The following is a 19,122-nucleotide window of genomic DNA, read 5'->3' on the forward strand; positions in this document are numbered from 1 at the left end:
TCCGGTGGCGAGCCGGCCATGTTGGACATACCGGCCGCGCATGACCATCGACTTGCGCAGTCGTGATTCGCTTTTTTGCAAGGTTGTCGGCGAGGTCGGGCTACGGACCGGCGAGAACACCGCTCCGTGGCCCGACGGAGGACACCAGCTTTCGGACCCGGCCATCCGCCACCTGTGCGGAGAGCTCGGCACCGATGTCGGCCAGCTCCCCGCCCTCTGTCGGCACTATGTGGGCACAGCGTCGCGTCCTGCTTATGATTCCGCCCCCGAAAAGCCCTTGGGACGTGCGGGCGTCAAGCGAAGTGTCTGGGCAGTGAACCGACCGGTGGATACCCGAACCGCCGGATCGACAGGCAGGCCCCGAAGGTTTGCGACCGCCTGCATTGACCGGTTGTGCGGTGCCCAGCGCTGGTCGAAACCGAATTGCCGGCACAGACGCTTCCGACCGCGCGTGCGGGATTTCACCCCGACGCCCCGTAGATTTCGCTGAAATGCGTAGAAATTTCACCGGTCGTCATCCCCTTGGCGTAGAGAGATAAGACGACTTCGTCCACGCCGGTCAGCCGGCGCTGGCGTTTTTTCACGATCTGCGGCTCGAACGTCGATTCCCGATCCCGCGGGACCTCGATATCCACCTGACCGACAGCGTCGGTCACCACGGTCTTCGACCGCGTCACGGTCCGCACGTTCGTCGAGTCCCGGCCCTCCTCGGCACGATTTTTCTCATGCCCGAGATGCTCGGTCATCTCCTCGTTCAGTGCCGCTTCCAACACGTTCTTGGTGAACAGCTTCAGCAGCCCGTCCGGGCCGGTCAGCTCCAGCCCGCGAGCCTTCGTCTCGGCCACCATCGCCGTCGCAGCGGCCTGCTCCGGCGACAGCTCTCGCGCCGGCTTCTTCTCACTTCCACGAAGCCTCATAGGGTTCGATGTCATCACTCACAGTGCCCATCTCGCCGGACCTCGGCCCGGCGTGCCAGGCCAGAAACGCCGTTCACGAGCGGCGCGGTGGCCCACTGCACGCGCGGGCCCACGGCTGACTGCGCCGCGAGCCCGCGACGGAGCTGCACGCATGACTTGCTCCTCCGCCTTGCTTGTCGTCGGTGTCCATCGACACGCCGAGCATCTGGTCCACGGCTTATTCGCCCAGGTAGTTGTCGTACATGCTGAGCGGGCCCGCTTGGTGTAGGGGCAGCTCCGTGTTTACCCAGCGCTTGAAACAGACCGCGCCCCAGCACTCGGAGTCGGTGGTCAGCTCAAACTGTTCCTGCTTCCGTTTGGCCCGGTCCCGGACGCTTCTGGCGCGCGGTCAGCTCGGTCCTCGCGTCGGCCGTTAACAGGCGACACGTACACGACACCTCCCACTACTGTGCGTAGCATTGCGTGAGGTCCTCGGGCCTTACGCAACTATGCGCGAGGGCCTTGCCGGCTGTCGGTTCGCTGGGCAGCAGCGCACGGCTTCATCATGTGTCGAGCTGTGCCAGCTTCGTACGTCGGCCCGCCCACTCGGCTTCGCGCCATGCTGAGGGCATCTCTGCCAGAGCTTCGCGGGCGATACGGGCCGCTTGCCTGTCGTCGCCGAGCGCGTGCAGCACGAAGGCACGTTGTCCGTGGAAGAAGGACGGTACGTACCAGTATGCGGATGCCGGTAGGTCGTCAGAGGTGTCTGGCAGTCCGCCCATCAACGTGTCGGCCGAGGTCAAGGCCTGCAGCGCCTCGTTTCTCAGCCCGTCACGAGCCAGGACCTCGGCGCGCTGAAACTCGGTGTAGGTGCGCAGACCGATATTCACGCGTTCGTCCCGACCGGCTGCAGCGTTCATGGTCTCGGCGTTGCGCAAGTTGCCACGACGCAGGTTCCGGTACGCGGAGAACGATAGCGCCATTGCCAGCCGCTCGGGGTCGTCGGCCTCCGTGGCACGCACGACGGCCTGGTCCAGGTGTTTCCGGGAGTCGCCCCAACGATCCAACGGAATGCTCAGCCACCCGAGGTACTGCTCCAGTTCGGAAAGCAGTCCGATGGCGTCGGTGCGCACCGCTCCCCGTGAGTTGTCGGCGAGCCGAGAGACCATTGCTCGTTGCGCCTGAACCGTCGAGACCACATCGCCGGCGCTGGTGGCGTCTTCCAACCGCCGAACACTGGCCAGCACTTCGGCGATGGCAGCCAAGGCCTTGTGATCGGTGTACACCCGGCCGGAGAGTGCTGCGGCGACTCTTTCCTCGTCCTTGTGGGCAACGAGGCCAAGGTCGTGTTCGTTGGCTTCCAACACGCCGCACAGCGCTGCGCGAACGAGAGCGGACGGCCGCCGGACCGAGCCCCGTTCCAGCTTGCCGAGGTGGTTGCCGTCGAACGCGGACAACCGCCCGTCCGGGTCGGTGGCGGTGATCCAGTCGCGTACGTGACCGGCCAGCTCATCCCGACCCATCGGTGTCCCCGGATGCAGACGCGAAGGCATCGCCTCGCGCGCGAGGCGAAGACGATCGTTCGGCATCCCGGTCACGGCATCGAGTCTACGGCTTCCCCCATCTTCCCCGGGATCTTCCCTGCACAGGAAGCGTGCAGGCGACGACGCTGTTCTGCATGACCGCGTTCATCTACCTTGATGCGGCGGCGATGCGCCCCGTGATCGGCGGCGTGTGGCACCTGACCCGACTGTCCGCCATTCCTGCGCCGGGTGGGGTCATCACGATGCTGTGCAACAAGACAGCGGCCTCCGCGTTCGGGACGTTGAGTGAGCGGAGCGCGCACGGCGTACCGACGCAGTGCCTATATTGCGACTTTGAGTACCGACGAATCCACGGCTACGAGATCCCGCCGAATCATCCGGGCCTGCGGACACCACCGCGGAGGTCGTGATGAGCGTTTGGATCGGGGACGACGGCACTGAGGTTCTGATCGACCGCGATACCGGCGAGGTCGTTGTCGAGGATGACGAGGAACAGGGCATGACACGTGAACGTTGAGGACAAGGGTCCGTTTCGGAACCGGTTGCTGGGTATTGCTCTGCGCGCGGCGCGGAAGCACGCGCGGTATGGCGTGCGGGAGCTGGCCCGGCGGATTGGGACGAACCCTGCTCTGATCTCTAATTGGGAACTCGGCCAGCGCACACCGAAGGTGACCGACGTGGCGGGGATTCTCGGTGCACTGGGTGTCGTTGGCGAGGAGAAGCAGCGAATCCTGCATCTGGCTCGGCTCACCGGTCCCGGCTTGATCGTCCCCGGGAATCAGAGTCACCGCGACCACCTGGCAGCTTTGCGCGATTGTGAAGCCATGGCTCGCAGTATCAGGGTGTGGCATCCCCTGCAGATTCCCGACCTCTTGCAGATCCCGGACTACTCGATGGCAGCTCTTTTCGCGCAAGGTTTCCTCGCCTCGGACGTCCGCGAGCTGGCCACTGTCCGGGCGGAGAGCGGCAATGTCATCCTCGGCTTCGATGCCACACCGATTACCGCTTTCGTCGGAGCTGCTGCGCTCACCAACCTTGTCGGTACTCCGGAGATCATGCGCCGGCAGCTGGAGATCCTCGTGGTGGCCTCGACCGGAATCACCCTGCGCGTCGTGCCGGACGACGTCGGCGAGCACCCCGGCCGGTCCGGGCCCTTCACGCTCTATGACACTCCCGCAGCGACGGTCGCTTACTTCTCCCACCGCAATGCCGGAATTTTCCTTCCCGATGACCGCAACGAGTACCGGGACGTCATCGAACGACTCGACAAGAACGCGAAAACACCCCTCGAATCCGTCATGATCATCGAAGACATCGCCAGTAGGTTCGCCGCATTCGACACGACGTAGTTCTCGGTCCTCGAGACTTGGCCGTCCCCGTCGTCGCGTCCCCTCTGCGACCAGCCAGACGGGACGGTCGGGCCGTTCCGGCAGGCGCAGGGAACCTGCGCCTGCCGGAACTGGTGTGGTTGCCGCCTATCCGAGCGCACCGAGTGTGAGTGTGAGTGCGTCGACGAGATGCGCACGATGACCGGGATACAGGTTGATCTGTGGAGCACCGCCGGGACCGTCGTTAACGAAACTCAGGATCCTGCCTACGCGGGTGAGGTCGATGGCTGACAGCGGTGTGGAACGCGTGCGCTCGCCGGCGTTGTCGCGGGTTGCGGCGTACAGCTGGTGAATCGCGTCCCGCTCGGCGCGCATCAGCCGACGCAGCTCGTCGGCGTCTGCGGCGTCTTCGGTGAGCGGGTCATCGCGACCGTAGTCGCGACCGGCGTCGTCGTAATGTCCTTTCGGTACACACAGCGGCCTGATCCGGGCTGGGCGACCATTCGGAAGGGTGTCGACCAGGCTTTCTACCAGCGCGCGCGGTCGGATGGGGTCGAGTTGGATTACCTCGTGGTTGGTGATCAACCGGATTGCGTCCCGCCCGGACTCGGCGGTGAGGATCGCGGCAGCCTGGACGCTGGCGTCGCGGAGGTTGCTCCAGGAGTAGACCTCACGCCGAGCCCTCGCCAGTACCTCGAGTGTGGCCCGGTACTGCGGGATCAGCGCGCCGTCCCGGTCGATCAATCCGAGACGGGCGAGCTCGTCGAGCGCGCGCTGCCGGAACGCGGTTGCGCCGTCGTCGGTGCGGTAGGTCTGGTCCGGTTCGACCACGACGGGGAGTGCGCCGAGCTCGGCCAGCTTCCAGGACATGAGAAACACGGGCCGGGGCAGTCGCACCGGCCGGTCGAGGATGTTCACGTGTGTCCTCAGCCCCCGATGGTCGGGGGTGTGGGTGGCAGTCCGGTTCGCGGATCCACTAGCCGACCGCCGTCATCGTCGGTCAGGCTGAACGCGGAGTCATCATCCACGCCGTACTTGCGCTGGTGCTCCTTGTCCTCCTCGTCCTTGCCCCTGCCTCCCGCAGCGCCCATACCACCCATGCCGGCCCCGCCGCGGCCACCGGTGGCGCCGCGCCCTGCAGTCGGCCCTCCCGAACCGCGGACAGCGCCTTCTTCTCCAGCACCGACACCGGCACCCGACCGCGCGCCACCGCCAGACCCTCCGGACGGCATGCGGCCGGTGGCCCCGCCGACCCCTGCGCCTGGTCCAGACGACGAGCCGCCAGCACCGCCGAACCCGCCGGGCACAAACCCGCCCCCCGACCACGACGAACCACCGCCCCCGGAGCCCGGCGAGGACCCCGGTACCGGCAGCGGCGGCATCGAACCGGGCCGCGTGTCCGGCAGCGACGGAGGAACGTAACCCGCGGTCTCAGTACCGCCCCCACCCGACTGAGCGCCCGACCCAGAATTCCCACCCGGTGGCGAGGAGGCGGGGGGAGGGGTGTGCACGTCCGGCACCGAACCCCCGGCAGGTGGCGTATGCGCCGCACCGCCCGTACTGGTGAGGTCCGACCGCGCCGACGAATGCCCGTTCGCCCCACCGGTCGACGTGTGCTGCGAGTGCGTGGAAGCGGGCTCCTGCGGAGTAATCGACACGTCGCCGTCGAACGTGCCCAGCTGCCCGTAATCCGTTTTCAAACCTTGACCGCTGGTTTGTGCCTGCTTCGAGTAGCCGTTGTAGCGGTCGAGGTTTTCCTGGGCCATCTTGTTGTAGTTGTTGATCTGGTCTTCGGTGTCGGTGTCCCACGGTGAAGCGCTGTCGAAGAAGTTTTTATGTGGCGGCGTGTTGGGCATCGGTTGCAACGCGGCCTTCATTTCATCGAACCCATGCGCCAGATCTGTCAAGTTCTGCCCGTTGCTGGTATAGGTTTGCGCGGCCGCGGAGGAAGCATCTGCCAACGGGCGAATCCTCGCTTGCGCCGCGTCAGCTCCGCCGCCGGTCCATGTTGACTCCAGGCCAGTGCTCAGCTTCTGCACATCCGAACTGGCTTCGTCGTGGTCCTTCGCGATTTCGCCGAGCGACGCTGCGCCCTGATGCCATTCGGTAGCGCCCTTGCTGGCCAAGATTTTCTGGACCAGCTCCGGGGCGGGAACTGCCTGGTCACCGGTATTGCCGTGCCACACGTCCGACACCCAATGCTCAACGTCGTTGAACCGGTCGTTGAGCCACTTCGTGCCATCGCCGACCCAGTCGAACAGACCCATCACGAACCCGCTTTCTGGCGCAGGTTGGTGACCACCATGTCCGCCACCCGCGTTGCAGGCTCGCACGGATCCGCACGCGCGTTCTTCTTGGCCTGACTGAGTGTCAGTGCGACATCGAAGGACAGATCGTCGGCGACACCGACGCTCACCGTGCAGATATCTCCCGAAGCTGCTCCCGCCTTGTCGATGTATCCGACGGCCGGGAAGCCTTGAATCAACGGAAGCTCACGCCATACCGAGGTTTGCGGTTTGGAATTCCGATATACGGCGCTGAGCCCCTGGTGATCTTGCGTCACATAGCCCACTGAAACACCGGCGTCCGCCTGCCAGTCACAGTTCGGGCCGAGTCCGGCTGTGGCGTCTGGCGTGCCGTTTGGCACGGTGCCGAAAATCTGTTTGAGCTGTTCCGGCGTCAACGCACCTTGGCAGGGGTCGCCGGAGAGCACGGATGCCGGGAGTGGATGCTCGACCTTGGGAGCGCCGCTGTGAGGCAAGGTCTCGCTGGTCGGCGACGGTGGGGAACTCGTCGGGGTCGCGGCCGGCGTCCCGGAACATCCCGCCCCCAGTACAACGGTTGCAACCACGCCAGCAAAGGACGCTAGAGCTCGGGGTTTCCTCACGCGAACCCCTTGTCGTCGCCAGGTGTGACGTTCCCGAGGTCGGCGGCAGCCTGGTCGTCCGAGGACTCGGTGATGCCGAGTGCCTTTTCCAGCCGAGTGACTAGCTCGTTCGAGTAGTTGTAGACAAGCTCGACCTGGTCTCTGCCTCCGCCGAGCGTTCCACCGTTGTGATCTTCGCCGACCATCAGGGAGCTATTGTCAATACCTGTGGATCAAGATCTTTAAGCGGCTTCCTCGTCGGGTCGTTCGACCAGGACGCCGTTGACGAACGTGGTACCAGCACGGACGAGGGCAACGAGGTGTGGTGCGTTCACCGCGCGCCAGCGAGTTTGTGCTGACTCGATGAGCTTGAACGCCATGGCCAGCCCGGCCGCTCGCGAGCCCGGCCCCTTGGTGACCTTCGTGCGATGCCGCACCGTGGCGAACGTCGACTCGATGGGATTCGTGGTGCGCAGGTGGATCCGGTGCTCGGCCGGGTAGTCGTAGAACGCCAGCAGCTCGTCGACGTCGTTGGTGATCTTCGCGGCCGCCTTGGGGAACTTCGCGCCGTAGGCGGCATCGAACGCTGTGACCGCGTCCAGGGCATGGCGGCGGTCTTCGGCGTTCCAGATCTCGGCGAGGGCCTTCTTCGCGCCGGGATGCGCGGATTTCGGTAGCGCGGCAAGAACATTCGCGATTTTGTGGAACCAGCACCGCTGCTCGCGGGTGCTGGGGAAGACCTCGCGTAGCGCGCCCCAAAACCCCAGCGCACCGTCGCCGACCGCGAGTACGGGCGCGCGCATCCCGCGCCGGTGGCAGTCCCTCAGCAGGTCGGCCCACGACTCGGTCGATTCGCGATAGCCGTCGGCCAGCGCGACCAGCTCCTTGCGGCCATCGGCGCGCACGCCGATCATGACCAGCAGGCAGAGTTTGTGTTCTTCCAGGCGGATGTTGACGTGGACGCCGTCCGCCCACAGGTAGACGTAGTCCACACCGGACAGATCCCGCTCGGCGAAGGCACGCTGGTCGGCCTTCCACTGCTCCGTCAGCTTCGTGATCACTGCCGCGGACAGGCCCTTCGCGGACCCGAGGAACTGTCCCAGTGCGGGCACGAAATCACCCGAGGACAGGCCGTGCAGGTAGAGCAGCGGCAGTACCTCGGTGATCTTCGGGGTCTTACGCGCCCACGCCGGCAGGATCGCCGAGGCGAACCGCTGACGCTGGCCTGTCTCCGGGTCGACGCGCTTGTCGTTGACCCGCGGCGCGGTCACCTCGACCGCGCCCGCGCTGGTGAGCACCTCACGAGGCTGGTGGGAGCCGTTGCGCACGACCAAGCGGCGGCCCCGCTCGTCCCGCTGGTCAGCGAACGCGGCGATGTAGGCGTCGACCTCAGCACGCAACGCTTCGGCCAGCATCCGGCAAGCACCCTCACGGACGATCTGGTCGATCAACGATGCTTCACCCGCAGCGGACTGGTCGTTGTCACCAGATGCGGGGTCAGGGACTACGGTGAGCATGGGCGTGCCTTCCCGACCGACGCGCCAACGTCGGCCTGCTTGAGACCTCTACTCGATCACCGGGAAGGTACGCCCTTCCTCGGCAGATCCACAGGTTTCAAGCATTGCTCCCATCAGGTTGTTGTAGCCACTGCTGCCGGGATCGTCAGTTGGTGGATTCATCCGAAGCGTCAAAAGTGCCTTCCGACGCATGCTGTTGTACTTGTCGCGAGTGCGTTTGGCCACGACGAGCATGCTGTGAGCTTCGTCGGTACTCATGGCGAAGCCCTGCCCGGACGGTGCTGCGCCTCCTCCGGAGGCGCCTCCGCCGCCCGCTTGGTCGGTGATGACGAAGCCGAGTCCTTCAAGCCAGTTCGGCCCGGATGCAGGTTGAGACACTGTTTACCCCTCTGGTGACACCTGTTAACGCTGGTAGAGCGGTCCAGCCAAGACCGTCTGCCACGAATCACAGTAGCGGACCGGTCACCGAGCGGTAGTCACTTCGGGAGAAACGTGATCGTCAAGCCGGGGGGGTCCTTGGGTAGCAGCTCCTGGTGGCGGCGGGTCATGGCCTCGTACTCGACGTAGGCGCGGGAGTTGTCCGGGCCGCCGGCGGCCATCATCTCGTCGTGGGCGATGCTTTGTGCGGCGTTCACGCTGGCCACCTGCTCCATGTGGGCGGCTGCGCGACGCGCGTAGTCCCTGCGCTCGACCGCATCGGGCATCCCGAGCTCGGCCAGCCTGTTGTACATGTCGGCGGCCTCGCTATGGATGTCGGCTGCCTCGTGCGCCCAGACCACAGAGTCGCGTAGGTGATCGCCGTAGGTCTTCCGGCTGGTGTCGGCATAGCCGGTGCGCTCGGTTTCGCTCACGTTGAACCGTCACGGGTAAGGGACCGGCTGTGGTGTCAGACCAGCGCCGGTCGGCGTGGCAGATGTTGAGCGTAGTAGGCGGCCTCGTATTCGACCGGAGTGAGGTACTCCAGCCGGGAATGCAGGCGGGCGTTGTTGTACCAGTCGACCCACTCCGTCACTGCGTACTCGACCTCGGACAGGTTCGTGAACGGGCGGTGCCGGTTGACCAGTTCAGTCTTGAACAACCCGATGATCGACTCCGCTAGCGCGTTGTCGTAGGCGTCTCCGACCGAACCGATGGAGGCCGATAATCCTTGCATTGCCAGGGAATCGGTGAAGGCTACCGACGTATATTGACTGCCGGCGTCGCTGTGGTGGATCAACCCTGGCTCGACGGGATGCCCGTGGTGATCACGCCGCCAAAGCGCCATGTTCAGGGCCTTGGACACCAGCGTGGTCGTCTTCGTGCTCGCCGCAATCCAGCCGACGATGGCGCGGGAGTAGACATCGAACACGAAGGCGACGTAGGCCCATCCGGTCTGCGTCGAGACGTAGGTGAAGTCCGCCACCCACGCCAGGTTTGGGGCATCGGCGCTGAAGTCCCGGTTGAGCCGATCACCAGCCCGCACGCTGTCTTTGGCGCGGATCGTGGTTCGCGGTGGGCGGCCCCTGGTCACTCCCTGCAGGTCCAGGTCTCGCATGATCCGGTCGACGGTGCAGAACGCCACATCGTGCCCCTGGCGACGCAGCCAACGGGTCATCTTCCGCCGCCCATAAACAGCCTCGGGTGCCTCCTGCGCGTCCAGCAAGGCGTTGATCAGGTACGCGTCGGCGATATCCCGCCCGGACGGTGGCCGGCGGCGGGCCTTGCGGTAGGTCCTGGGCGCGATCTGGATCCCGTGCGTGGAGAGCGCGCGGCAGATCGACTCGACGCCGTGGACCTGGCGGTATTCGTCGATGAACCCGAGGATCAGTGGTGTCGCGGGTCGAGTTCCCGCGCGAAAAAAGCCGATGCCAGCTTCAGGATGTCGTTGGCTTGCTTGAGTTCCCGGTTCTCCTTGCGCAACCGGTCCAGCTCGGCGCGCTCGGTCGCGGCCAGCTCACCGGCCGCCGCGACGGACGGGACACCCTGCTGGAGAGCCTTGACGATCCACACGCGCAGCGTCTCCGGGTGCACGTCGACCATCGGGCCGACGGCATGCGCGGCAGCATAGGCGGATCCGTACTCGTCGAGACGGTCCAGGGCCAGACGGACAGCCTTCTCACGGACCTCGGGCGGGTAACGCTTGGGCATGGTGACCATCATCCTCACGAAAGGAAGCGGCCCCCAACCCGTGACGGTTCAAGTAGACGCGAGCACTCAGGCTCCTGGGTTTCGTGGTCGTCAGGGTGCTGGTGTCGGCGACGGCCGCGCTATGCCGTCGAACTCCGTGGTTTGGCTCGAGCCTGGGTTGTGGCCCGCCGGGTTGACGGTTGGCTGGAGCCTGCTGGAGAGGTATGGGTGTCGTGTTCGTGTGCGGCCGCCGCCTGTGGTTCAGAGCGCGTCCCCGATCCGGATCTTCCTGGCCGCTTCGTGGGCCCGTTCGGCGGCGGCGCTGGCTCCGTACCTGCGAGCCATTTGTGCGGTAGTCCATCCGTTGAGCAGCATCAGGTCGCCTTCGCTGCCACCGGAGCTGAGGAAGGTGTGTGCCTGGAAGTGCCGGCCGAGATGTGCGTGAAGGTTGCGGCCGAGCACGCCGTGGGCGTCGGCGGCGTTGCCTCGTCGGCGGAGCATGATCTTGATGCCGTTCGGCGAGAGTGGCGTGCTTCGGCGGTGGTCGCTGAGCCACAGTCTGCTGGTGGTGTCGGCGTAGGGGTGGCGCGCCCGGACGCGGAGATAGCGGCCGAGTGCTTTGCCGGTGGCGGCGCTGAAGGGAAGCGCGCGCCATTTGCCGCCTTTGCCGAGGACGTTGACGACGCGACGGGAGAGATCGAGGTCGCGTTCCAGGTCGATGTTGGCGATTTCGGAGAGGCGGCCGCCGGTGTCCCAGATCAGTCGGATGATCGCTTCGTCCCGGCGGCTGTGGAAGTCGCGGCCTTGGCAGTCCCGGAGCACCTGCTTGATGAATTCCACCGGGGTGATGGGGATCGGCTGGTCCGGAATGTGGGGTGGGTTCATGCGAGCCATCGGGTGGTGTTCGATCTCTTCCTCGGTCAGAAGCCAGTTGAACCAGGCGCTCAGGGCGCGGTAATTGTTGTTTGCATTGCCGGGGCTGGTGGTTGCGAGGCGATAGGCGATCCACCGTTTGACGTGGTTCGGTTCGTAGTCGGCGGGCTCAGTCGGCTTGGGTGGAACTGACGCCAGCCACGTTTCGGGGTCGTCGGCTTCCGGCGGTACGTCCGGGTCGGCGAGCCAGATGTGGAAGAAGCGCACGGCGTCGCAGTAGCCGCGGATCGTGCGGGGGCTCTTGTTCTCCGCTTCAAGTGACATGGCCCACTCGTTGATCAACGCCTGCCAGGCCGGCGGAGCGGGCTTCGGGGCTCGGGTGCGCATGTGAAAATCCTCAAATAGGAGTGTCACTGAGCGCTGTGCTAGCTTCCGGGCCGCGTCCGACGGCACGAAAAAGGGGCTGAACCCGCAGGTCCAGCCCCTATCGGTCGGGATGACAGGATTTGAACCTGCGACCCTCCGCTCCCAAAGCGGATGCGCTACCAAGCTGCGCCACATCCCGGTCCCGCCGGCGTACCCGGGGGGTGTGCCGGTCAGCCTAGCGCGCACGCTAAGCTTGCTGCGTTCCCGGGTCGTACCGGGGCGCTGCGGGTGTAGCTCAATGGTAGAGCCCTAGTCTTCCAAACTAGCTACGCGGGTTCGATTCCCGTCACCCGCTCCATTTTTCCTCGGGTCGCCGGGTTGCGGGGCCGAGGCGGCGTCCGCCTCGAGGCGGGTGGCGATCACGTCCAGGAGCCGGTCGGTGTCCACCGGTTTGGTCAGGTAGTCGTCCGCGCCGGAGGCCAGGGTGCGTTCCCGGTCCTCCTCGGTCGCCTTCGCGGTCACCGCGATCACCGGCAGGTCCTCGTGTGCGGCTTCGGCGCGGATGGCGGCGATGGTCGCGTTCCCGTCCAGCTCCGGCATCATCACGTCCATCAGCACCAGCGCGGTGTCCTCGTGCCGCTCCAGCGCCCGGATGCCCGCGACGCCGGTGTCGGCGTAGATCACCTCCAGCCCGGCCTGTTCCAGCACCGCGGCGAGGGCGAAGACGTTGCGCAGATCGTCGTCGACGATCAGCACCTTCTCGCCGTCGAAGCGCTTCGGGGCGCTGTCCGGCTCGGAGACGGTGATCGTGCTCGGCAGCACCGGCAGCTTCGGCGTGGGACGGACCGGGGTGGTGGGCGCGATCAGGTTCGCCGCGCCGACCGGCAGGTACAGCGTGAACGTGCTGCCCCGGCCCGGATCGCTCTGCACCCGCAGTTCGCCGCCGAGCAGTTCGGTCAGCTCCTGGCTGATGGACAGGCCCAGTCCGGTGCCGCCGTACTTGCGGCTGGTCGTGCCGTCGGCCTGGCGGAACGCGTCGAAGATGATCGCCAGCTTCTCCTCGGGAATGCCGATCCCGGTGTCCTCCACGGCGAAGGCGATGATGCCCGCGGCCGACTTCAGCGTCTCCTGCTCGACCTCCTCCGGCTCGGCCGTGCGGATGTGCAGCCGTACGCCGCCCTCGTCGGTGAACTTCGCCGCGTTCGACAGCAGGTTGCGCAGCACCTGCTGCAGCCGGTGCTCGTCGGTGTGCACGCTGCCGGGTACCGGCGGATCGATCCGCACCGCGAACTCCAGGCCCTTGTCCGCGGTGAGCGGACGGCACAGCGATTCCACGTAGCTGACCAGCTCCGGCAGCGTCACGTCGGACATCTGCAGGTCCAGCCGGCCGGCCTCGACCTTGGCCAGATCGAGGATGTCGTTGATCAGCTGCTGCAGATCGCTGCCCGCGGCGTAGATGGTCCTGGCGAACTGGATCTGCTTCTCGGTGAGGTTGCCCTCCGGGTTCTCCGACAGCAGCTTCGCCAGGATCAGCGCACTGTTGAGCGGCGTGCGCAGCTCGTGCGACATGTTCGCCATGAACTCGGTCTTGTACTGCGAGGCCACGGTGAGCTGTCCGGCCCGCTCCTCCAGCTCCTGGCGCGCCTGCTCGATCTCGATGTTCTTGACCTCGATGTCGCGGTTCTGCTGGGCCAGCAGCGCCGCCTTCTCCGCGAGGTCGGTGTTCGACCGGCGCAGCTCGCCCTGCTGCGCCTGCAGCTGCTCGGAACGTGCCCGCAGCTCCTGGGCCAGCCGCTGCGATTCGGTCAGCAGCACCTCGGTGCGGGAGTTCGACAGGATCGTGTTCACGTTCACGCCGATCGTGTGCCGCAACTGCTCCAGCAGATCCAGGTGCACCGACGAGAAACCGTTCACCGACGCCAGTTCCAGCACGCCCAGCACCTCGCCCTGGAACAGCACCGGCAGCACGATCACGTGCACCGGGGGCGCCGAACCGAGCCCGGACGAGACCAGCGTGTACTCCGGCGGCGCCTCGGTGACCAGTATCGTCCTGCGGTCCACCGCGGCCTGCCCGATCAGCGACTCGCCGAGCCGGAAGCGCAGGCCGGTGCGGGACTGCGCGAGCCCGTAGGTGGCGATGCAGTCCAGTGACCGGCCCGCCGCGTCCGACTCGTCCTCGTGTGCGATGAAGAACGCACCCTGCTGCGCGCTCACCAGCGGCGCCAGCTCGGACAGGATCAGGGTGGCCACCGAGGACAGGTCGCGGTGCCCCTGCATCCGCCCGGACAGCTGGGCCAGGTTCGTCTTCAGCCAGTCCTGCTCGCGGTTGGCGGAGGTGGTCTCCTTGAGGTTCACGATCATCTGGTTGATGTTGTCCTTGAGGTCGGCCAGCTCCCCGGACGCGTCCACGGTGACGTGCCGGGTCAGGTCGCCCGCGGTCACCGCCGTGGCGACCTGGCCGATCGCCCGCACCTGCGTGGTCAGGTTGCCGGCCAGCTGGTTCACGCTCTCGGTGAGCCGCTTCCACGTCCCGGACACGCCTTCGACCTCGGCCTGGCCACCCAGCTTGCCCTCGGTGCCGACCTCGCGGGCCACCCGGGTGACCTCCGCGGCGAACGCGGAGAGCTGCTCGACCATGGTGTTCATGGTGGTCTTGAGCTCGAGAATCTCGCCCCGGGCGTCCACGTCGATCTTGCGCGACAGATCGCCGCGCGCCACCGCCGTGGTGACCTGGGAGATGTTGCGCACCTGGCTGGTCAGGTTGTGCGCCATGAAGTTGACGTTCTCGGTCAGGTCCTTCCACGTGCCGGCGACGCCGGGCACCCGCGCCTGGCCGCCGAGGATGCCTTCGGTGCCGACCTCGCGCGAGACTCGCGTGACCTCGTCGGCGAACGCGCGCAGCGTCTCGACCATGCCGTTCAGCGTGTCGGCCAGCGCCTCGACCTCGCCCTGCGCGTCGATGGAGATTTTCTTCGACAGGTCGCCGTTGGCCACCGCGCTCGCCATGGTGGCGATGCTGCGCACCTGCACGGTGAGGTTGTCCGCCATGCCGTTGACGTTGTCGGTGAGGTCCTTCCAGGTCCCGGCGACGCCGGGCACCCGCGCCTGGCCGCCGAGCCTGCCTTCGGTACCGACTTCGCGGGAGACGCGGGTGACTTCGTCGGCGAACGCGGAGAGCTGGTCGACCATGATGTTCAGGGTGTTCTTGAGTTCGAGGATCTCGCCGCGCGCGTCGACGGTGATCTTCTGGGTCAGGTCGCCCTTCGCCACCGCGGAGGTGACCTGCGAGATGTTCCGCACCTGGTCGGTGAGGTTGTTCGCCATGGAGTTGACGTTGTCGGTGAGGTCCTTCCAGGTCCCCGCCACGCCCGGCACCGCCGCCTGACCGCCCAGCTTCCCCTCGGTGCCGACCTCGCGGGCGACCCGGGTGACCTCGTCGGCGAACGCGGAGAGCTGGTCGACCATCGTGTTCAGCGTCGTCTTGAGCTCGAGGATCTCGCCGCGCGCGTCGACGGCGATCTTCTTCGTCAGGTCGCCCCGCGCCACCGCCGTCGCCACCTGGGCGATATTGCGGACCTGCGCGGTCAGGTTGTTCGCCATGAAGTTCACGGACCCGGTGAGATCCCGCCAGATGCCGGCGACGCCGGGCACCGTGGCCTGACCGCCCAGCTGGCCCTCGGTGCCGACCTCGCGGGCCACGCGGGTGACCTCGTCGGCGAAGGACGACAGCTGGTCGACCATCGTGTTCATCGTGGTCTTGAGCTCGAGGATCTCGCCGCGCGCGTCGACGGTGATCTTCTGCGTGAGGTCGCCCTTCGCCACCGCCGTGGTCACGTGCGAGATGTTGCGGACCTGGTCGGTGAGGTTGTCGGCCATCTGGTTCACCGAGTCGGTCAGCCCGCGCCAGGTCCCGGCCGCGCCGGGCACCTCGGCCTGGCCGCCGAGGCGGCCCTCGTTGCCGACCTCGCGGGCCACGCGGGTGACTTCGTCGGCGAACGCGGACAGCTGCCCGACCATCGTGTTCAGCGTCGTCTTCAGCTGCAGGATCTCGCCGCGCGCGTCGACGTCGATCTTCTTCGTCAGATCGCCCGCGGCGACCGCCGTGGCCACCTGCGAGATGTTGCGGACCTGGTCGGTGAGGTTGTCGGCCATCAGGTTCACCGAATCGGTCAGGTCCCGCCAGGTCCCGGCGACGCCGGGGACGCGGGCCTGGCCGCCGAGCCTGCCCTCGCTGCCGACCTCGCGCGAGACCCGGGTGACCTCGTCGGCGAAGGACGACAGCTGGTCGACCATCGTGTTGATGGTGTTCTTGAGCTCGAGGATCTCGCCACGGGCGTCCACGTTGATCTTCTGCGTCAGATCGCCGCGGGCGACCGCCGTGGTGACCTGGGCGATGTTGCGGACCTGCTCGGTGAGGTTGTCGGCGAGGAAGTTGACCGAGTCGGTGAGGTCACGCCAGGTGCCGGTGACGCCGGGCACCTCGGCCTGGCCGCCGAGCCTGCCCTCGCCGGCGATTTCGCGGGAGAGCCGGATGACCTCCGCGGCGAACCGGGACAGCTGCGCGAGCAGGCCGTTCACCGTGTTCGCCAGCTGCTCGTACTGCCCGCGCAGCGGACGGCCCTCCAGCTGCAGCGCCATCGGCTGGGACAGATCGCCCTCGGCCACCGCGCCGAGCACCCGGTCCAGCTCCACCACCGGCCTGCTGACTTCCTCGACCAGCCCGTTGACGGTGTCCACCGCGGTGGCCCAGCCGCCGGGGCCGATCTCGGCGTCGATCCGCTCGGTCAGCCTGCCCTCCTGGCCGACCGCGCCGCGGACCCGCATCAGCTCGGTCACCAACTGCTGGTTGCGCCCGGCGATGTCGTTGAACGCCGACGCGAGCCGGGCGGTGATGCCGTCACCGTGCGCCACGAAGCGGCGCCGGAAGTTGCCGTCGGCGAGGTCGTGCACCGCGGAAAGGAGCCGCTCCAGTGCGGCTTCCTCGCCCGCCGGTACCCCGTCCGCGCCGGTGCCGCCGGTACGCCCGGGAGCCCGCTCGGAACTGGTTGTCATGTCTGCCGACCTTCCCACGACGCCTGTGCCAGCCATGGTCGTCGACCCAGCGTGCCACGGTTCGCCCTACACTTCGAGCCAGTCCGCCCGCGCACGCTGTGCCAACCTTGAAGGACCCTTGAAGGACCAGGACCGGAAGGTCGACCCGGAGGCAGGAGGTTCGTGCATGGTGTCACGGCCCGCCCCGGCCTCGGCTCTGCCACCCGGCGCCGAGCTGCCCGAGCACGCCGGATTCTGGCGTGCGGTGCTGGACGACGTGCGCGATCCGGTGTTCGTGCGTGACCCCGACGGGGTCCTGCGATGGGCCAATTCGGCGGGGGAGCGGCTGGCCGCGGGCGCCGTCCCGGAGTTCGTGGACGTGACGGAAACCACCGGGAAGGTCGATGCCGGCGGGGTGCTGCGGCCCGCCCGGATCGGCGCGCTGCCCGACGGCTGGCAGGCCTGGACGGTGCCGGACGGCGGCCGTCGCCGTCCGGAGGAGTTCCTCGCCGAGGTCGGTCCCCGGCTCGCGGCCGCGCGCGGCCGGCACGGCACCGCGCGGCTGATCGCGGAACTCGCCGCGTCCGCGCTCGGCGACTGCGTTTTCGTGCTGCTGCCCACGACCCGTGGCCGCTGGGAGTGGTGGAGCAGCGGTGGCGCCGCGGCGCCGGGGCACGGCCGGATCCGGCGGGTGCCCGCGCAGGCGGCGCCGGTGCTGGCCGGGGCGTTCGCCGCGGCCGGCCGCCCGGAGGCCCGTGCGGTGCCCGGCAGCGAGGTCGCGGCGTTGCCGCAGGTGGTCGCGGAGCAGTTCCGGGCGCACAGCGACGTGTCGGTCGCTTCGCTCGGCGGCGAGGGGGTGGCCGGGGCGGTGCTGGTCGGCCGGCGGGGAGAGCCGCCGTTCGGCGCCGCGCAGTCACGGGCGGTCGAGGGGTTCGCGACGGCGGCCGGTACGGCGCTGGCGAACGCGCACCGGTTCGCGCTGCAGGAGGAGGCCACCCGCGGCCTCGAGACGACCCTGCGGCCGCAGGACCCGGCGCGGATGGACGGCGCGAACTTCGAGCTGTGGTACGAGCCCGCGGCCGGTGTGCTCGGGGTCGGCGGCGACTTCTACGACGTGCTGGCCCGTGACGACGGCAGTGCTTTCGTGGTGGTGGGGGACATCTGCGGCAAGGGTGCCGAGGCCGCCGCGCTCACCGGGCGGGTACGGCATTCGCTGGCCGCGCTGCACCTCGTCGAACGGGACGGCCGGACCTTGCTGCGGCTGCTGAACGAGCTGCTCATCGCGGGCGGCAGCAACCGGTTCGCGACGCTGGTGCTCGGTTCGGTCGCCACCACGGACTCCGGGCTGGAGGTCACCCTCGCCTCCGGCGGGCATCCGGCACCGCTCGTGCTGCGCCGGGGCGGTGGAGTCGAGGAGATCAGCGTGCCCGGCACACTCGTCGGGATTTCGCCGCAGGCGCGGTTCGCCGAGGCGACCACGCAGCTGTCCGAGGGCGACGTCTGCCTGCTCTACACCGACGGCGTGACCGAAGCCCGCAACATCACCGAGTCGACCGAGCTGTTCGGCGACGAACGCCTGTACACGGTGCTCGAGGACTGTGTGGGGCTGCCCGCGCAGGAGGTCGTGCAGCGGCTGCGCGAGGCCGTGCGGGAATGGCTCGGCGACTCCGGCCATGACGACATCGCCGTGCTGGCGATCGAGGCCACCGCCCACGCGGAGTAGAGCGGCGCGCGAGCGGGTACTCCGGGCGTTCGGAAGACGATCGATCCGGATGGAGGACCGATGACGGACACATTGCGCGGACGGCGCGTGGCCGTGCTGGCAGCCGACGGTGTCGAGCAGGTGGAGCTGGAACAGCCACGCGACGCGGTGCGGCAGGCGGGCGCCGAGGTCCACCTCGTTTCGCTGTCCACGGGCGAGATCCAGGCCATGAACGGCGACATCGACAAGGGCGACCGGTTCCCGGTGGACCACGCCGTGTCGGAGGTGTCCGCGAGCGATTACGACGCGCTGCTGCTGCCCGGGGGCACGATGAACCCGGACAACCTGCGCCGGGATCCCGCGGCGGTCAAGTTCGCGGGCGACTTCGTTCGTGCGGGCAAACCGGTCGGCGTGATCTGCCACGGTCCGTGGACCCTGGTGGAGGCGGACGTGGTCCGCGGCCGCCGGATGACCTCGTTCCCCAGCGTGCGCACTGATCTCCGCAACGCGGGTGCCACCGTGGTGGACGAGGAAGTGGTGCGGGACAACGGGATCGTGTCCAGCCGGGACCCCGACGACCTCCCCGCGTTCTCGAAGGCGATCGTCGAGGCGTTCGCCGCGAGCGACCGCCCGGTCGGCTGAGCGCGCGCAATCGGCTGGCGCCATCCGCCCCGGCGCGGGACCCTTGAGGGGGAGTGCGAAGGGGGAACGCGATGACTGTCCACTCGCGCCGTTACGGGCGCCGATGCCGGGAACACTTCGAGGACCCTGCCGGGGAGCCGGATGCGGCCCCGGTGGGGGACCCCGGGCGCGAGCGGGCGGACGAGCGGCCGCGGGAGACGCCGGGACCGGTCAGCTCCAGCGTGGAGTCCTCTGTGGACGAGTGACGTGTC

The 19,122-nt window shown here is 67.6% G+C and carries 16 protein-coding genes, 2 tRNA genes, 1 pseudogene and 1 other annotated feature; of the genes and pseudogenes, 6 read left to right on the forward strand and 13 right to left on the reverse strand.

The genetic code is table 11. From position 1 onward, the window contains the following. Nucleotides 1-467: 467 nt before the first annotated feature. A pseudogene (locus BJY18_RS35395) lies at nucleotides 468-917 on the reverse strand (transposase); the annotation flags it as partial. A 542-nt stretch (nucleotides 918-1,459) separates the two neighbouring features. Then, nucleotides 1,460-2,485, reverse strand: a complete 1,026-nt coding sequence (locus BJY18_RS35400; protein ID WP_512699138.1) for an NsdA family TPR-like regulatory protein — start codon at nucleotides 2,483-2,485, stop codon at nucleotides 1,460-1,462. Nucleotides 2,486-2,574: 89 nt separating this feature from the next. Here BJY18_RS35400 and BJY18_RS35405 point away from each other — a divergent pair, with 89 nt between their 5' ends. Together BJY18_RS35405 and BJY18_RS35410 are read left to right on the forward strand one after the other, a co-directional pair. Next, nucleotides 2,575-2,850, forward strand: coding sequence for a hypothetical protein (locus BJY18_RS35405; RefSeq protein WP_184784171.1), 276 nt, complete (start codon nucleotides 2,575-2,577; stop codon nucleotides 2,848-2,850). A 96-nt stretch (nucleotides 2,851-2,946) separates the two neighbouring features. Beyond that, on the forward strand, nucleotides 2,947-3,789 hold the full coding sequence (locus BJY18_RS35410) for a helix-turn-helix domain-containing protein (protein WP_184784172.1): 843 nt from the start codon (nucleotides 2,947-2,949) through the stop codon (nucleotides 3,787-3,789). Between the two features lie 126 nt (nucleotides 3,790-3,915). Here the strand turns inward: BJY18_RS35410 and BJY18_RS35415 are convergent, their stop codons facing one another. The 10 genes from BJY18_RS35415 to BJY18_RS35460 all read right to left on the reverse strand — a co-directional run bounded on the left by BJY18_RS35415 (nucleotide 3,916) and on the right by BJY18_RS35460 (nucleotide 11,695). Continuing rightward, on the reverse strand, nucleotides 3,916-4,686 hold the full coding sequence (locus BJY18_RS35415; protein ID WP_184784173.1) for an ESX secretion-associated protein EspG: 771 nt from the start codon (nucleotides 4,684-4,686) through the stop codon (nucleotides 3,916-3,918). Nucleotides 4,687-4,694: 8 nt separating this feature from the next. Continuing rightward, complete coding sequence (locus tag BJY18_RS35420) at nucleotides 4,695-6,035, reverse strand: hypothetical protein (RefSeq protein ID WP_184784174.1); 1,341 nt, start codon at nucleotides 6,033-6,035, stop codon at nucleotides 4,695-4,697. Further along, nucleotides 6,035-6,655, reverse strand: a complete 621-nt coding sequence (locus BJY18_RS35425; protein ID WP_312874072.1) for a DUF3558 domain-containing protein — start codon at nucleotides 6,653-6,655, stop codon at nucleotides 6,035-6,037. Before BJY18_RS35425 ends, BJY18_RS35420 begins: the two co-directional genes overlap by 1 nt. Next, entirely contained in the window at nucleotides 6,652-6,840 is a 189-nt protein-coding gene (locus tag BJY18_RS35430; protein WP_184784175.1) for a hypothetical protein, read from the reverse strand. The genes BJY18_RS35425 and BJY18_RS35430 overlap by 4 nt, the downstream gene beginning before the upstream one ends. A 36-nt stretch (nucleotides 6,841-6,876) precedes the next feature. Beyond that, nucleotides 6,877-8,151 carry an IS256 family transposase gene (locus BJY18_RS35435; protein ID WP_184784066.1) on the reverse strand — a complete coding sequence of 425 codons (1,275 nt, stop codon included), beginning with the start codon at nucleotides 8,149-8,151 and terminating at the stop codon, nucleotides 6,877-6,879. Nucleotides 8,152-8,199: 48 nt separating this feature from the next. After that, on the reverse strand, nucleotides 8,200-8,529 hold the full coding sequence (locus tag BJY18_RS35440; RefSeq protein WP_184784176.1) for a hypothetical protein: 330 nt from the start codon (nucleotides 8,527-8,529) through the stop codon (nucleotides 8,200-8,202). Between the two features lie 98 nt (nucleotides 8,530-8,627). Continuing rightward, entirely contained in the window at nucleotides 8,628-9,002 is a 375-nt protein-coding gene (locus tag BJY18_RS35445) for a hypothetical protein (RefSeq protein ID WP_184784177.1), read from the reverse strand. A 35-nt stretch (nucleotides 9,003-9,037) separates the two neighbouring features. Continuing rightward, nucleotides 9,038-10,278 (reverse strand): IS3 family transposase gene (locus tag BJY18_RS35450; RefSeq protein ID WP_184784178.1). Its coding sequence is split into 2 segments (ribosomal slippage): nucleotides 9,038-9,987 and nucleotides 9,987-10,278, totalling 1,242 coding nucleotides; the frame shifts between segments, so codons are not numbered across the junction. Continuing rightward, nucleotides 9,866-9,994, reverse strand: a sequence feature (AL1L pseudoknot). It overlaps the preceding gene by 129 nt. Nucleotides 10,279-10,518: 240 nt before the next feature. Continuing rightward, on the reverse strand, nucleotides 10,519-11,517 hold the full coding sequence (locus BJY18_RS35455; RefSeq protein ID WP_184784179.1) for a tyrosine-type recombinase/integrase: 999 nt from the start codon (nucleotides 11,515-11,517) through the stop codon (nucleotides 10,519-10,521). A gap of 104 nt (nucleotides 11,518-11,621) precedes the next feature. Beyond that, nucleotides 11,622-11,695, reverse strand: a tRNA-Pro gene (locus BJY18_RS35460). 85 nt (nucleotides 11,696-11,780) lie between these two features. On the opposite strand from BJY18_RS35460, the gene BJY18_RS35465 reads away from it, so the two are divergent. Then, nucleotides 11,781-11,854: transfer RNA gene (locus BJY18_RS35465), tRNA-Gly, on the forward strand. Here the strand turns inward: BJY18_RS35465 and BJY18_RS35470 are convergent. Further along, complete coding sequence (locus tag BJY18_RS35470; protein WP_446680370.1) at nucleotides 11,806-16,446, reverse strand: HAMP domain-containing protein; 4,641 nt, start codon at nucleotides 16,444-16,446, stop codon at nucleotides 11,806-11,808. The two genes, BJY18_RS35465 and BJY18_RS35470, sit on opposite strands and share 49 nt — an antisense overlap. Nucleotides 16,447-16,714: 268 nt before the next feature. Here BJY18_RS35470 and BJY18_RS35475 point away from each other — a divergent pair, with 268 nt between their 5' ends. The 3 genes from BJY18_RS35475 (at nucleotide 16,715) to BJY18_RS35485 (ending at nucleotide 19,116) form a co-directional block, all read left to right on the forward strand. Further along, nucleotides 16,715-18,250 carry a SpoIIE family protein phosphatase gene (locus BJY18_RS35475; RefSeq protein ID WP_184784180.1) on the forward strand — a complete coding sequence of 512 codons (1,536 nt, stop codon included), beginning with the start codon at nucleotides 16,715-16,717 and terminating at the stop codon, nucleotides 18,248-18,250. Nucleotides 18,251-18,310: 60 nt separating this feature from the next. Beyond that, nucleotides 18,311-18,871, forward strand: coding sequence for a type 1 glutamine amidotransferase domain-containing protein (locus BJY18_RS35480; RefSeq protein ID WP_184784181.1), 561 nt, complete (start codon nucleotides 18,311-18,313; stop codon nucleotides 18,869-18,871). Between the two features lie 71 nt (nucleotides 18,872-18,942). Then, nucleotides 18,943-19,116, forward strand: a complete 174-nt coding sequence (locus BJY18_RS35485; RefSeq protein WP_184784182.1) for a hypothetical protein — start codon at nucleotides 18,943-18,945, stop codon at nucleotides 19,114-19,116. Nucleotides 19,117-19,122: the final 6 nt, after the last annotated feature.

This window comes from Amycolatopsis jiangsuensis (assembly GCF_014204865.1).
Taxonomy (GTDB): Bacteria; Actinomycetota; Actinomycetes; order Mycobacteriales; family Pseudonocardiaceae; genus Amycolatopsis; species Amycolatopsis jiangsuensis.